Raw genomic sequence first — 13,428 nt, 5'->3', positions numbered from 1 at the left:
GAACGGCCGTCGACAGCTCGGGCCGTCCCGGCGAAGAATGGGAACGTCGAGGGATTACTTTTCATCGAAATGAGCCGAGGAATCGCGAAAGGACATCCTTGTCGTGAAAACTCTCCGCAATTTTGCGATTATCGTAGCCTTGTTCGCGCTGTTCCTGCCGATCTCCGCGTCCGCGCAGGGGCAGGCCGAGTCGGGACTCCAGGAAATCCAGGCAGCCGAAGGAGATCGGGCCGATCGGGGGACGGCGGGAATCGGCGCCGGCGTCTACGCCAAGTTCAACCTGCTGTCGCTGTTCCAATGCCCGTACACCACTTGCAACCAGGGATGGGTGAACGACGGTCTTCCGTTGCCCGCCGACGATGTCGCGGCCATCTGCCAGTACCCGGGATGGAAGAGCCCGCGGGGCAACAACTGGGTGCTTCTGCTCAGTCATCAGAACAATCACGTCGGCTTCGCGGATATCGGTGACGTCGTCGCGCAGAACGGCGCGTTCAGTCCGCCTGCCTGCTGAGGCCCGCCCCGGGAAGTGGCCGCCGGACGGCGAGGACGACGGTGTCGTCGGCGTGCAGGACGACGTCGTGCATCCTCGTGGCCAGTTCCCGGGGGAGCTCGCCGGTGGGAAGGGCGGCGTGCGCCGGTGCGAGGTTCAGGAGCCGGTCCTGTCCTTCGAGATGGTCCTTGCGGCTTTCGACGAGGCCGTCGGTGTAGAGGAGCAGGGTGTCGCCGGGGGCGAGGGTGTGGTGGCGGAGCTCGGGACTGCCGGGGGCCGGGAAGCCGATCCCGCGGCCGACGACCGGGGCGGGCAGCAGCCGCGCCTGACCGTCCACAGTGGTCAGTACCGGGGCGGGATGGCTGCCGTTGGCGAGGGCCAGTTCGCCGGTCGCGGGGTCGATCCTGGCGAGGATCACCGTCGCCATGAGGTCCGGCTCGATGGTGGCGAGGGTGCGCGCGGTGTGGGCGATGAGGTCACGGAAGGGATGGCCCTCCAGCGCGAGGGTGCGGATCGCGTGGGTGACGGTGAGGGCGTGGCGGGTCGAGGTGACCCCGTGCCCGACGGCGTCGACGAGGGTGATGTGCAGGTGGCCGCCGGGCAGGACGAACCAGTCGTAGAGGTCGCCGCCGGTGGGCGAGTCCTGGTCGGTCGGCGAGTAGTGGACGGCCAGTTCGAGCCCCGCCACGGACGGCGGGCCGGGCCGTAGCGCGTCTTCGAGTTCGCGGAAGATGACGGAGTGCGCGCGGCGGAGTTGCTCGTCGCGTTGTTCGAGTTCGATGTACATGGCCAGCACACCGCTGTTGGTTTCGGCGAGTTCGTGTTTGAGCTCCCGCTGTTCCTGGGCGAGCGCGTCGGCGCGGGCGATGAGCGCGAGGGTCTCCTCGTCGGTGGCCTGGTCGTCGCCTGCCGGGACGGGATGCCGGGCGGTCCCCGCGGGGAGGTGCCAGGTGAGGCTCGTGGCGTCTTCGGCGTCGGGCAGCAGCGGGAGGGTGTTGCGCCGTGGCCGTTCGACCGGGCGGGGGAGCCGGAGGGTGACGGCGAGCAGGCCGTCGGCGGTGGCGCTTTCGAGCGTGACGTCCGTGCCGTCGGCGAAGGCCGGTTCGGCGACGAGGGTCGCGGCCATCACGAGCCGGGCGCGGTCTTCGGCGGGGACGCCGGCTTCGGCGCAGACGGCACGGAGGCGGCGGCGGAGCCGGGCGAGGTGTGGGTGCATCAGCCGAGCTGGTCCGGGTGCAGGGCGAGCATGGCGGCGTCGTCGCGGGGGTTGCGGTGACGGTGGGCGAGAAGGGCGGCCAGCAGCAGCGCGTTCGCCGGCTGGGTGGCGCCCGACGGCGTGCGCCAGGACGGATCGACGCCGTCGGTGTGCAGCACGACGAGTTCGCCGGTGGCGAGCGCGGCGTGCCGGACCTGGGCGGCGGGCAGGGCGTAGCCGACGACACCGGGGATGCTGAGCAGCAGGCGCGAGCGGCCGGCTCCGTCGATCATCGTGCCGCTGATGTTGCCGACTCCGCAGAATTCGAGCCCGCCGGACGCGATCCGGGCGAGCGCCACGGCGGCGCCGCGGGTGGTGCGCAGGGCGCGGTGCATGGTCGCCAGCTGATGGGGGAACGGGCGATCGGGGTTCTGGCGGAACACCCGGATCGCCGTGTCGGCGGCTTCGGCGGCGTCGGACCCGTGGCCGAGGCCGTCGACGACGATCGCGGCCCAGCCCCCGGTCAGTTCGGCGAGGGCGATGGCGTCGCCGCAGTGTTCCTCCCCTTCGCGAGGAAGGCAGAAATGCCCGGCCGCGGCGGCGGGCCCGGCCGGTGTCCCCGGCAGGAGGATCCGGGCCGCGGTCAGCGTGCCGGACCGGGGCGCCGAGCGGATCCGGAAGACGGTGGCCATCCTGCCGACCGCGCCGAGACCGGTGCCGAGCGTGCCGGTGGTGGTGTTGCCGTCGACGAGCCAATGCCCGACGTCGGCCATCCCCGGGCCGTCGTCGGCGGCCAGGACGTCGACGCCGGACCCGATCGCCGGCCGCTGCACGACGATCGAACCGTTGATCGCGTGCCGGTCGAGGTTCCCGGCCAGCTCCGAGGTCACGACGGCGGCGCGTTCGGTGAGCACCGGGGGCAGCCCGCCCGCCTGTCCGGTCTCGCGGGCGGTCCGTGCGGCGGCGTAGACGGCGCTGGCGTGGTCGACGCGCAGCTGGCGCGAGGGCGGGGGAACCACGATGCCGGTCATGGTTTCCAGCGCGTGATCGTGATGGTCGTGCCCCGGCCGGGAGCGGTGTCGATGGTGAATTCGTCGACGAGGCGGCGGGTGCCGCCGAGGCCGTGGCCGAGCCCGGCGCCGGTGCTGAACCCGTCGGTCATCGCCTGGGCGACGTCGGCGATGCCGGGCCCGTCGTCCCGGACCCGCAGCCGCAGCCCGAGCCGGCCGCGGTCGTCGCGGAGCATGGTGATCGTCATGGTTCCGCCGCCGCCGTGGATGTAGGCGTTGCGGACCAGTTCACTGGCCGCGGTGACGATCTTGGTCTGGTCGACGATGGAGAACCCCGCGGCGACCGCGCTGGACCGCACGGCGTGCCGGGCGGTGAGCAGATCCTCTTCGGCGCGGACGGCGTGTTCGAGGGGCGGGACGTCGTGTCCGGGGCCGGTGAGCTCGTCAGGGAGCATGAGGCGCCTCGGCGGGACGGCGCCAGCCCAGCAGTTCCATCGCCTGTTCCGCGTTGAGCGCGGTCCGGACACCGGTGAGCTGGAGCCCGAGCTCGGACAGCGTGATCGCGACCGCGGGACGCATCCCGGCGACGATCATCCTGGCGCCGAGCAGGCGCCCGGTGTCGGCGAGCTGCATCAGGACCCGGGCGACGAAGGAGTCGATGATCTCCAGCCGGGAGATGTCGATGATGACGCCGCGGATGCCTTCGTCGGTGATGCGGGCGGTGAGCTCTTCGGTGAACCGCAGGGCGGTCTTGTCGTCCAGGTCGCTGAGGAGGCCGGTGAGCAGGATGTCGCCGAGCCGCAGGATCGGCAATCCCGCTTGGGCGCTCACACCGTCACCGTGCTCGCGTGCGCGCCGTCGCCGATGAGCCGCATCGCGGTGGCCAGCGCGTCGGCGAGGGAACCGCGGGTGACGATATGCGACAGGTCGATGCCCAGCTGGGTGATGGTCTGCGCGATCGACGGGCGGATACCGCTCACGACGCATTCCGCGCCCATCAGCCGGACCGCGCTGACGGTCTGCAGCAGGTGCTGGGCGACCGCGGTGTCGACGGTCGGCACGCCGGTGATGTCGATGATCGCGACCCGGGCTTCGTGGGTCTGGATCGCTTCGAGGAGATTGTTCATCACGACCTGCGTGCGAGCGCTGTCGAGCGTGCCGATCAGGGGTACCGCCAGCACGTGCCGCCACAACCGCACGACCGGTGTGGACAGTTCGAGCATCTGGTCGTGCTGCTGGCGGATGATCTGTTCCCGCCCGGTGACGTACGCCGCGAAGGTCAGCACACCGGCACTGTCGAGCAGTTCGCTGACCAGCAGCGCCGCCCGGTAGCGCAGGCCGGTGTCGTCCGTGTGCCGTTCGACGGCGGCCAGCATCACGCGTTTGAGCGACAAGATCGCCAGGGCGGTGGCCGACGGCTCGGCGCCCGCGCGCGCCCTGCGCTCCGAAAGGGAGATCAGCGCGTCACGGACCGCGCCGTCCCGCGCCACGATCCGGTCCGCGGGCAGTGTCGTGCCCAGTGCGGTACGCAGGGCTTCGAGCAGTCCGGCGGCCTCTCGGCGGAGATCCTGCTCGGGGTGGCCCGCGGCGGGTGGTTCGAGCTGCAGGCGGACCCAGTCGTCCACCAGCGTGGTGTGGTCGTCGTCGAGGGCCTGCGTCAGCAGCGCCCGAACGGGGGCATGGTCCGTCCCCAGCACCGTTTCCTCCTGCGGTTTGGGGCGCGCTCTGCTGTACGCCGATTAACTGTTGTCATATAACAACAGTTGAGGGTACTCCCGCAACAGCAGGGACTCACGGCGCCCCGCGGCCGACCTCGTCCCCGGTGCCGGCGGCGTGGTATTCCCGCAGGCCGGCGGCCAGCGCGGCCCTTCCGGCGGGGGACATCTTCTCCAGTACCGCCTCGACGTTCTCCCGCCGCCGGGCGCGGATCTCCCGGAGGTAGGCGCGGCCGCGTTCGCTCAACCGCAGCGTGAGCTCGCGGCGGCTGCGGGTGCTCGGCAGGCGTTCGAGGAAGCCGACCGCTTCGAGGCGGTCGCAGAGCCTGCTCACCAGCGGCGGGGTCGAGCCGAGCAACTCGGCCAGGGTGCGCAGGTTCAGCCCGTCGTGGTGGTCCAGGGCGATCACCGCGCGCAGCTGGGCGGTGGACAGCGGCCGCGGGGAGACGTCCTGCACCCGCTCGACCACGAGCTCGACGAGGCCGGGCAGGTCGAACACCGCAGCCGTCCCGTCCGGGGTTGGCTGCTCGCGGGACCGATCCACGGTGTCCACTCTGGCATCCTTATGCTCGTCCCTGCAGCACAGCTCACGCGAATCGCCGTAGACCGGCACGCCGGGGCGGCGCAGACTCAACAGATTCGACGTGCGCCTGCCCGGGTGCGCGATCCGGGTGAGCGGGAGGCGGGGCGTTGGACAGATCGCTGGCGGTGGAGCGGCTTTTGCGGGACGTCCCTCCTCATGACCTGCCCGCCGCCCTGCGGTCGGCCCTGTCCGAGCACTTCGGGGCACGGGCGGTCGAGCTCCTGATGGCCGATTACGCCCTCACCGAGCTGTGCCAGGTGAGCACGCTGCCGTACACGGCGGACCCGATCCCGGTCGAGGGCACGGTGCCCGGGGCGGCCTTCGTCGCGCAGGCCGCGACGTTCGACCACGACGGCGCGAGCGTGACCGGGTACCTGCCGGTCAGCGTGCGAGGCGACCGGTTCGGAATTCTCGCGGTGACCCTGCCCGAGGAGCCGGAACCGCCGGTGTGGGCCGAACTCGAGCGGTTCGCCGAGGCGCTGGCGCACGAGCTGTTCGTCGCCGACCGCGACACCGACCTCTACATCCAGGCCAGACGTTCCTCGCGGCTGACGCTGGCCGCGGAGATGCAGTGGCAGCTCCTGCCCGGCCGGGCCTGCACCCGCGCCGAATTCGCGCTGGGCGGCCAGCTCGAACCCGCGTACGCCATCTACGGCGACTGCTTCGACTGGTCCGCCTCCGCCCACAAGCTCGCCGTCACGCTCATCAACGGCATGGGGGAGGGCAGCGAAGCCGCGCTTCTGACCAACCTGGCCGTCAACGCCCTGCGCAACGCCCGCCGCGCCGGTGTCGCGCTCGACGCCCAGGCCGAACTCGCCGACCAGGCGCTCTACGCGCACTATCGCGGCGCGCAGCACGTCTCGGCGTTGCTGCTGGAATTCGACCTCGCCACCGGAACGGCCGACGTCGTCGACGCGGGGTCGCCGCGCCTGTGGCGGCTACGGGACGGCAAGGCCGAGCAGGTCCACTTCGACGAGCAGCTGCCGCTCGGGACGTTCGAGGACACCCTCTACACCGCCCAGCGATTCCAGGCCCTCGACGGCGACCGGTTCGTGTTCGTCAGCGACGGCGTCTACGACGCGGCCGGGCCGCACGGTGAACGCTACGGGGACCACGAACTCGCCGAGGCGGTCGTCGCGACCGCCGACCTGCCCGCCGCGCACGTCCCGGGCTCCGTGCTGCGGGAACTGTCCACCCGCCGCCACGGCGAGCAGGCCGAGGACGACGCGATGGTGGTGTGCCTCGACTGGTTCGGGCCGACACCGCTTTCGGGTCCGGGGCCGAGCCCCGCCGTCTCGGTGGGGCAGCGCTAGGGCCCGGCCGCTGCCGGTCCCGGGACTGTTCCGGCCGGCGGACGTCGCGAAAGCCACTTTCGCGACGTCTGATGTCCCGAAAGTGGCTTTCGCGACACCCGGTTTGGACGGTCGTCGTGCCGCCCGCGTCACGGCACCGAAGCGGAACCCGCCCCTCCTCCGGCCACTGTGGACGGTCGAACGGCCCGACGAACAGAGTGACCGGACACCGCCTCGGCGGCTGATAGGTTGCGGTCCATGTCTGAGTCCAATTCCACTGAGGACGGCCAAGACGCCGCTCCGCCTGGCCGGACCGGTAAGCGCATCGCCGGCGGCATCTTCCTGATCCTCGCGTCGATCGCCCTGTTCTACACGGCGATCGACGCGCTCGCCGATCCGAGCGGCGTGGTCTCCCGCTCCTCGAACTCGTCGCGCAGCCCGGACACCGACACCGAGGCGCAGATCGGCGGCTTCATCCTCTTCATGTTCGGGATCTCGGTGCTGGGTTTCGGCATCGGGATGATCGTTTCGAAGGGGCCTCTCTTCGCGAAGAGAAAGGACTGACCTTCAGCTGCCGGGCCCGACCTTCGACGGATGCGCCGCCAGTGGCGTGACCGCGATGTCCATGTACGGGAACAACGGCAGCCCGGACAGCAGCGTGTGCAGCTCGTCGTGGTCCGCGACGTCGAGGATCGAGAAATTCGCGTATTCGCCCGCGATCCGCCACAGGTGCGGCCACTTTCCTTCGCGCTGAAGCTGCTGGCTGTACGCCTTTTCGCGGGTGACGAGGTCGGTCCGGTCCGCCGGATCGAGATCCGGCGGCAGGTGGACGTCCATGCGCACGTGGTAGAGCATCGATCACTCCGAAGTGGATGATGGTCAGGGACGTTCGGGGTCGAGGACGAAGCCGTATTCGACGGTCTCGCCATCGGCCGACGGATGTGGGTCGAGCACGAGTTCCGGTTTGACCGCCGACGCGATGTCGTCGTCGTTGTGCTCGTCGCCGGGGAAGTACAGCTGCGCGGTGAGCAGTTCGTGGCCGGGCGCCGAGACCTTGACGTGCAGATGCGCCGGGCGCCACGCGTGCCAGCCCGCCGCGGCGATGAGTTTGCCGCAGGAGCCGTCGGTCGGGATCTGGTACGGGGCCGGGCGCACGGTGCGGATCTCGAAGCGGCCCTCGGCGTCGGCGGTGAAGCTCGCGCGCAGGTTCCATTCCGGGATGCCCGGCGCGAACTGGGAGTAGAAGCCGTCCGCGTCGGCGTGCCACAGTTCGACCTTCGCGCCGCTCAGCGCCGTGCCGTCGGTGGAGGTGACCCGGCCGGTCCAGACGAGCGGTGTACCGGGCTCGCCCTCCCGCATCGGGACCCGGCCGCGGGCGCCCTGCGCGGGCGCGCCGGGCACGTAGTACGGCCCCTCGATGGTGCCCTTGTTGCCCTCGCGGTGCCCGGTGGCGACCTCCTCGACGACGTGCTCCACCCAGACGTCGAGGAACAGCGGCCATTCCCCGTCCTCACCGACGCCGATCAGCCACGACTTGAGCGCGTTGTACTCGTCGTAGGTGACCTGGTGCTTCCGGATCGTGCCGTGCACGGCTTCCAGCACCTCACGCGCCAGCAGGCTGACCCGTTCCTCGGACGTTCCGGCGACGCCGGCGAACTTGTCGTTCTTGAACCGTTCGGTCGCGTTGGCGCCGGACGCGGCCGCGGTGGCCGGCTCGTGGGTGGCGGTCATGAATCCTCCTTGATTCGTGGTGGGCGTCGTCAGCGGTCCTGGCGGTAGCGACGGAGCTTCCCGGGATCGATTTCGGCACCGAGGCCGGCGCCGGGGCGGACGGTGAGCTCGCCGTCGGTGATGCGCAGCGGCTCGGTGAGCAGGTCGTCGCTCATGTCGAGGAAGTTCGAGAGTTCGCCGGGCCGCCGGGACGTCAGCTCGTAGGCCGAGCCGAACGCGACCGTGCACAGCGAGCCGAGCTGGCCGTCGATCTGGTTGCCCATCACGACTTCCAGGCCCAGTCCTTCGGCGAGGTGATGGGTGCGCTGCGAACGGGTGAAGCCGGTGCGGGCGGTCTTGACGCTGATCGCGGTGGCGGAGCCGCCGAGGATCTCGCGGGTGACGTCGGCCGGGGTCACCGCGGATTCGTCGGCGACGAACGGCACGTCGAGCTGCCGCACGAGCCAGCGTCTGCCGAGGACGTCGTCGGCGGGGCACAGCTCTTCGGCGAAGAGCAGCCCGAGGTCGGCCATCTCGCGCATCGCACGGGCCGCTTCGGCGGCGGTCCAGCCACGGTTCCCGTCGACGTAGAGGTCGACGGCGTCGCCGAAATGCTCCCGCAGCGCGCGCACGACGGCGGTGTCGAGCGACGCCGGGCGGCGGCCGACCTTGACCTTGAAGGTGGTGATGCCGTGGGTGCCGCGCATCCGCTCGGCCTCGGCGACCATCGCCGGCGGCTCGTCGAAGCCGAGCATGTGGCACACGCGCATGCGGTCGGTGTAGCCGCCGAGCAGCTCGGTCACCGACACGTCGAGGCTGCGCCCGAGCGCGTCCCAGATCGCCATGTCGATCGCGGATTTCGCGGTCGGGTTGCCGACCGTGCGGGCGAGCCTGGCGTGCACCGTTTCGCGGTCGAGCAGGCTGAGGCCGACCACCTGCGGGGCGAAGAGGGAGTCGATCACCGCGATGATCCCCGCCTGGGTCTCGCCGTAGGTGAACGGCCGCGGGGGCGCCTCGGCCACGCCGACGACACCGTTGTCGGCGTGCACCCGGACGAGGACATGCTCGGCGACGTGCACCTCGCCCGAGGCGAACTTGAGCGGTTTCCGGTACGGGATGGCGAACGGGATGGCCTCGACTCGCGTGATCTTCATCAGGTGCCCTCTGTGGTGGGGAAGACGTCTTCGAGCGCGTCGAGGACGGTCGTGACGAGCGGGGACGGGGTTTCGCGGTGCCACGCCAGCGCCAGCTCCACGGTCGCCGCTCCGGCGAGGTCACGGAACACGACACCGGCCAGAGGCAGCGCCCTGGCCGAGGCGGGCACCACGCCGACCCCGAGACCACCGGCGACCAGGGCCAGCAGGACCGCCGTGCCGGAGGCCTCGTGGAGCTGGAGGGGCGTGAGCCCCGCCTCCCGGCAGCTGCGGGCGACGGCGTCGTACACGACGGAGTTGCGCCGGTCGTAGGTCACGAGCGGTTCGGTCCGCAGATCCACCATCGCGACGACGGGTTCGGCGGCCAGCCGGTGGTCGGCGGGGACGGCGAGGACCAGCGGCTCGCGCTCGATCACCCGGAAGCCGATGTCGTCCCCGGTGACCGGCGGGCGGAGCACCCCGATGCCCAGCGTCCCGGTGCGCAGGCGCTCGCACTGCTCGGCGGTCAGGAGGTCGGCGCGGATCTCCAGTTCCACATCCGGTACACGCCGGGCGAGCGCCCTGGCCAGCCGCGGCAGATGGGAGAACGCCGCGGTGCCGGTGAAGCCGACCCGGAGCAGGCCCCGCTTGCCCTCGCCGATCCGGCGGACCCCGCGTACGCCCCCGTCGAGCCCCGCGAGCACGCGCCGGGCTTCGGCGAGGAAGAACTCACCCGCCGGCGTCACGCGGACCTGCCGGGTGGTCCTGGCCAGCAGGACGACGCCGAGTTCGTCCTCCAGTTGGCGGATGGTGTGCGAGAGCGCGGGTTGCGCGACGTGCAGGCGTTCGGCCGCCCGGCCGAAGTGACAGGTCTCGGCGACGGTGACGAAGTAGCGCAGGTGACGAAGTTCCATGAACGCCTCCCTCCGTTGCCTCTGCCGCCGATTCGTTCACGGTACGAAGCGGAATCATCGAAGACAAAGACTTGGTTCCGGGTGATTGATAAACAGCTATTATCAATAGCCTGGTGAGGACGGTGCGCACGCCGAGGTCGTGCCGCAGCCTCGCGATCGCGTTGCTGACCTGGCGGACCGCGGTCTTCGGCGGGTTCTCCGGCCACATCGTGCCGATCCGCGAGGTGATGGGAGCTTTCCCCTCATCGTGCGAGGGGAAAGCTCCCTTCGGCGCGGGTCATGTGGTCCTCGTTCGCGACACCGCACAAAGTCCTATGTGGACAGAAGCGACCCGCGGCGTCCTGGGGTCAGGACCGGGACGATTCCGCGAGCTCCGCTTTGGTGTCCTCGGCGGCGGGAAGACCCAGTTCGGCGTAGAGCGCGATCGCGCGCTCGTAGTGGCCGCGGACGGTTTCCGGATCGGAGGCGACCCTGGCGAGCCCCCGGTGGGCGCGCGCGATCTGTTCGTGGCAGCCGTACCTCGTGGCGACGGCGAGCGCTTCGGCGTGGTTCACGCTCGCCGTGTCCGGATAACCACACGCCAGACAGGCTTCGCCGAGCCCGTTGAGCGCCCACGATTCGCCGTCGCGGCCGCCGTGGCGGCGGAACAGGTCGAGCGCCTGCCGATGGTGGGCGGCCGCGTCGACCGGCCGTCCGTCCAGCGCCTCGGCACGTCCGAGCCCGTCGAGGGCCCATGCCTCGCTGCCCCGGTGGCCGAGCCTGCCGAACAGGGCCGCGGCTTCGGCGTGCAGACGGCAGGAATCGGCCGGTCCGCCCTCGTGCGCGGCGAGTTCCCCCAGCCCGATCTTCACCCAGGCCTCGCCGAACCGGTGGCCTGCCTCCCGATGCAGCGCCATCGCCTCCCGGAGGTGCTCCTGGCCCTCCCCGCCGCGATCGATCCGGGCTTCGACGGTGCCGAGCCGGGTGAGCTGATGTGCCTGACCGGTCAGGTCGCCGAGCCCGCGGAACAGGGTCAGCGCACGGGTGTAGTAGTCCGCCGCCGCCCGATAGCGGCCGGCGCTCTCCTCGATCATCCCGACGTTGCCCAACGCCCGCGCCTGGCCGAGCGCGTTCCCCGCCTCGCCGAACAGGGTGTATGCCGCCCACATGTCCGAAGCGGCGGGCGAGGCCCTGCCCGCTTGCATGTGGAGGCCGCCGACGGCGACCAGCACGTCCGCTTCGGCGGCGCGGTCACCCAGGGCTCGCGCGGCCTTCCTCGCCTGCCCGTGGACGGCCAGCGCCGCCATCTCGTGCCGGCCGTCGAGGTAGCGGAACAGCAGTGCGGACAGCGTCACGGCGTGCCGGGGCAGGTCGTGCGCCGTCGCGTGCGCGGCCAGCGTCTGGAGGGCCGGCAGTTCGGCGTCCAGCCAGTCCCGCGCGCTGTCGGCGTCGAGGAGCGCGGGTATCGCGCACTCCGGTGACGCGACCGTGGGACGGCGGACGGCTTCGGCGGGATAGAGCCGATCCATCGCCGTCGCGACGGTGGCGAGGTAATAGCCGTAGACGCGGTCCAGTGTCGCGGGCTCGTCGAGAACGCTTTCGAGTTCGGCCGCGTAGGCCTTCAGCAGGTCGTGCATGCCGTAACGATCGGCGCCCGCGGGGTGCACCAGATGCGCGCGGACGAGGGCGTCCAACCGGGCCTGGGCCTGATCGAGGGAACATCCGGACAGGGCGGCCAAGACGTACGAGTCGACCACGGGGGCCGGATGCCTGCCGAGGAGGGCGAAGGCGCCGACGGTGCCTTCGCCGAGTTGCCGGAGCGACCACGAGAACACCGCCCGCACCGCGGCCCGCTGGTCACCCCCGGAACTGAGCAGCTCCAGCGTCCGCTGTGCCGCCCGCAGCTCGCCGACCAGCCGGGACAGGGGAGTGGTGGGCCGCGACACGGCGAGTTCGGCCGCCAGGCGCAAGGTCAGGGGCAGCCGCGCGCACCGTTCGGCCAGTTCGGCGGTGGTCTCGGGGTCGTCGTCGACCCGGGCCCCGATCAGCCGCCGGAGCAGTCCGACGGCGTCGGCCACCGACAACCGGTCCACGGCGACCCGGCGCGCGCCGTGGAGCGCGACCAGCCCGGTCAGCGAGTCCCGGCTGGTGACCACCACCACGCAGGTGTGCGTGCCGGGGAGCAGCGGCCTGATCTGCTCGAGCGTCGCCGCGTTGTCGAGCATGACCAGCATCCGGCGGCCCGCCACCTCGGTGCGGAACCGTGCGGCGCGTTCCGCCTCCCCGAGCGGGATCCTGGCGCCTTCGGGCAGCAGGGCGGACAGGAGCGCGGCCAGCGCGTCGGAGGAGCGCATCGGCTCGCCGGGGGCGTAGCCGCACAGGTCCAGGTACAGCTGCCCGTCCGGGAACCGGTCGCGGACCCGGTGTCCCCAGTGCACGGCGGTCGCGGTCTTGCCCGCTCCGGCCGTACCGGTGAGGCAGACGAGAACCGGTTCGTCGCCGGTGCCGTCGGCGAGCCGGTCCAGTTCGGCCAGCACGTCCGCCCGGCCGGTGAATCCCGCGACGTCCGCGGGCAGCTGGGCGGGTACCGGCGCGGACGCCGTACCCGCCGTCGGGAGGTCGTGGTGCAGGACGGCTTCGTGCACGGCGGCGAGTTCCGGACCGGGGTCCGCCCCGAGTTCCTCGCGCAGCGCGCGGAGGACGCGTTCGTAGTGGATGAGCGCGTCGGTGCCGCGGCCGACCGCGTACAACGCCCGCATCAGCGTCGCCGCGGCCGTCTCGTGCAACGGGTGTTCGCCGGTGAGTTCCGTCAGCCGGGTCAGTGTCGACGCCGCGTCGCCGTGCCGGATCTCGGCCTCGGCCCAGGCGAGGACCGCGGCGGTGTGCTCCTGGCGCAGGGTCCGGCGGGTGCGTTCCGCCCAGTCGCCCCGCAACCCCGCCAGTGGTTCGCCCGCCCAGAGTTCGAGCGCGGCGCTCAGCCTGCCGGGGTCGGTGGGGTGGTCGCGGAGAGCCTGACGGAACCGGAACACGTCGACCTGATCCGGCCGGACGACGAGGCGGTAGCCGCCGGGGTCTCGGACCACCCGCGCGGCGCCGGGGCCCGCCTGTTCGAGCGCGCGCCGGATGCGGGTGATGTGGGCCTGCAGGGAACGGCGTACCTGGTTGGGCGGCGACTCGCCCCAGACCCGGTCGATCAGCAGGTCGACGCCGACGGTGTGGCCGGCTTCGAGCAGCAGCACGGCGAGTACGGCCTGCCGTCGCGGCTCGCCGACGGCGACGGCCTGCCCGCGTACGTGCAGCCGAACCGGTCCCAGGAGCCGGAAATCCACGTCATCCCCTCGCATCCCCCGACGGCAAGAATGGTAGAGCCGGTATTTCGGGCACCACAACACAATCACAACATTTTT

The 13,428-nt window shown here is 71.5% G+C and carries 14 protein-coding genes; 3 read left to right on the top strand and 11 right to left on the bottom strand.

Annotated features, from left to right (window positions below; genetic code table 11):
* Positions 1-103: 103 nt before the first annotated feature.
* Entirely contained in the window at positions 104-511 is a 408-nt protein-coding gene (locus tag ACOCEP_RS38465) for a hypothetical protein (RefSeq protein ID WP_482334801.1), read from the top strand.
* On the opposite strand, the gene ACOCEP_RS38460 is transcribed toward ACOCEP_RS38465, so the two are convergent.
* The 6 genes from ACOCEP_RS38460 to ACOCEP_RS38435 form a co-directional block, all read right to left on the bottom strand.
* Positions 492-1,706, bottom strand: coding sequence for a PP2C family protein-serine/threonine phosphatase (locus ACOCEP_RS38460; protein WP_482334799.1), 1,215 nt, complete (start codon positions 1,704-1,706; stop codon positions 492-494). The two genes, ACOCEP_RS38465 and ACOCEP_RS38460, sit on opposite strands and share 20 nt — an antisense overlap.
* Positions 1,706-2,716: a SpoIIE family protein phosphatase gene (locus ACOCEP_RS38455; protein ID WP_482334797.1), complete on the bottom strand. Its 1,011-nt coding sequence runs from the start codon at positions 2,714-2,716 to the stop codon at positions 1,706-1,708. The genes ACOCEP_RS38460 and ACOCEP_RS38455 overlap by 1 nt, the downstream gene beginning before the upstream one ends.
* Positions 2,713-3,150: an anti-sigma regulatory factor gene (locus ACOCEP_RS38450; protein ID WP_482334795.1), complete on the bottom strand. Its 438-nt coding sequence runs from the start codon at positions 3,148-3,150 to the stop codon at positions 2,713-2,715. The genes ACOCEP_RS38455 and ACOCEP_RS38450 overlap by 4 nt, the downstream gene beginning before the upstream one ends.
* Positions 3,140-3,526, bottom strand: coding sequence for an STAS domain-containing protein (locus tag ACOCEP_RS38445; protein WP_482334793.1), 387 nt, complete (start codon positions 3,524-3,526; stop codon positions 3,140-3,142). Before ACOCEP_RS38445 ends, ACOCEP_RS38450 begins: the two co-directional genes overlap by 11 nt.
* A complete protein-coding gene (locus ACOCEP_RS38440; RefSeq protein ID WP_482334791.1) occupies positions 3,523-4,392 on the bottom strand; it encodes an STAS domain-containing protein in 870 nt (289 codons plus the stop codon). Before ACOCEP_RS38440 ends, ACOCEP_RS38445 begins: the two co-directional genes overlap by 4 nt.
* Positions 4,393-4,486: 94 nt before the next feature.
* Positions 4,487-4,963 (bottom strand): MarR family transcriptional regulator, encoded by a 477-nt coding sequence (locus tag ACOCEP_RS38435; RefSeq protein ID WP_482334789.1) that lies wholly within the window; start codon positions 4,961-4,963, stop codon positions 4,487-4,489.
* A gap of 137 nt (positions 4,964-5,100) precedes the next feature.
* Here ACOCEP_RS38435 and ACOCEP_RS38430 point away from each other — a divergent pair, with 137 nt between their 5' ends.
* Together ACOCEP_RS38430 and ACOCEP_RS38425 are read left to right on the top strand one after the other, a co-directional pair.
* The gene (locus tag ACOCEP_RS38430; protein WP_482334788.1) at positions 5,101-6,306 is read left to right on the top strand and encodes a PP2C family protein-serine/threonine phosphatase; all 1,206 of its coding nucleotides are present in this window, start codon (positions 5,101-5,103) and stop codon (positions 6,304-6,306) included.
* Positions 6,307-6,543: 237 nt separating this feature from the next.
* A complete protein-coding gene (locus ACOCEP_RS38425; protein ID WP_482334786.1) occupies positions 6,544-6,849 on the top strand; it encodes a hypothetical protein in 306 nt (101 codons plus the stop codon).
* A gap of 3 nt (positions 6,850-6,852) precedes the next feature.
* On the opposite strand, the gene catC is transcribed toward ACOCEP_RS38425, so the two are convergent.
* From catC to ACOCEP_RS38400, 5 genes are all read right to left on the bottom strand, one after another.
* Complete coding sequence (gene catC, locus ACOCEP_RS38420; protein WP_482334784.1) at positions 6,853-7,140, bottom strand: muconolactone Delta-isomerase; 288 nt, start codon at positions 7,138-7,140, stop codon at positions 6,853-6,855.
* A 24-nt stretch (positions 7,141-7,164) separates the two neighbouring features.
* Complete coding sequence (gene catA, locus ACOCEP_RS38415) at positions 7,165-8,016, bottom strand: catechol 1,2-dioxygenase (protein WP_482334782.1); 852 nt, start codon at positions 8,014-8,016, stop codon at positions 7,165-7,167.
* Positions 8,017-8,045: 29 nt separating this feature from the next.
* Positions 8,046-9,149, bottom strand: a complete 1,104-nt coding sequence (locus ACOCEP_RS38410) for a mandelate racemase/muconate lactonizing enzyme family protein (protein ID WP_482334780.1) — start codon at positions 9,147-9,149, stop codon at positions 8,046-8,048.
* Positions 9,149-10,042, bottom strand: coding sequence for a LysR substrate-binding domain-containing protein (locus ACOCEP_RS38405; RefSeq protein WP_482334778.1), 894 nt, complete (start codon positions 10,040-10,042; stop codon positions 9,149-9,151). Before ACOCEP_RS38405 ends, ACOCEP_RS38410 begins: the two co-directional genes overlap by 1 nt.
* Before the next feature lie 347 nt (positions 10,043-10,389).
* Entirely contained in the window at positions 10,390-13,350 is a 2,961-nt protein-coding gene (locus tag ACOCEP_RS38400; protein WP_482334776.1) for an AfsR/SARP family transcriptional regulator, read from the bottom strand.
* Positions 13,351-13,428: the final 78 nt, after the last annotated feature.

This window comes from Amycolatopsis sp. CA-211722 (assembly GCF_056828465.1).
This window is presented reverse-complemented; position numbering and strand designations above follow the sequence as displayed.

Coding starts and splice junctions, on each gene's coding strand:
- catC (WP_482334784.1), bottom strand. CDS start 7,140: ATGCTCTACCACGTGCGCATGGACGTCCACCTGCCGCCGGATCTCGAT.
- ACOCEP_RS38405 (WP_482334778.1), bottom strand. CDS start 10,042: ATGGAACTTCGTCACCTGCGCTACTTCGTCACCGTCGCCGAGACCTGT.
- catA (WP_482334782.1), bottom strand. CDS start 8,016: ATGACCGCCACCCACGAGCCGGCCACCGCGGCCGCGTCCGGCGCCAAC.
- ACOCEP_RS38450 (WP_482334795.1), bottom strand. CDS start 3,150: ATGCTCCCTGACGAGCTCACCGGCCCCGGACACGACGTCCCGCCCCTC.
- ACOCEP_RS38455 (WP_482334797.1), bottom strand. CDS start 2,716: ATGACCGGCATCGTGGTTCCCCCGCCCTCGCGCCAGCTGCGCGTCGAC.
- ACOCEP_RS38410 (WP_482334780.1), bottom strand. CDS start 9,149: ATGAAGATCACGCGAGTCGAGGCCATCCCGTTCGCCATCCCGTACCGG.
- ACOCEP_RS38460 (WP_482334799.1), bottom strand. CDS start 1,706: ATGCACCCACACCTCGCCCGGCTCCGCCGCCGCCTCCGTGCCGTCTGC.
- ACOCEP_RS38425 (WP_482334786.1), top strand. CDS start 6,544: ATGTCTGAGTCCAATTCCACTGAGGACGGCCAAGACGCCGCTCCGCCT.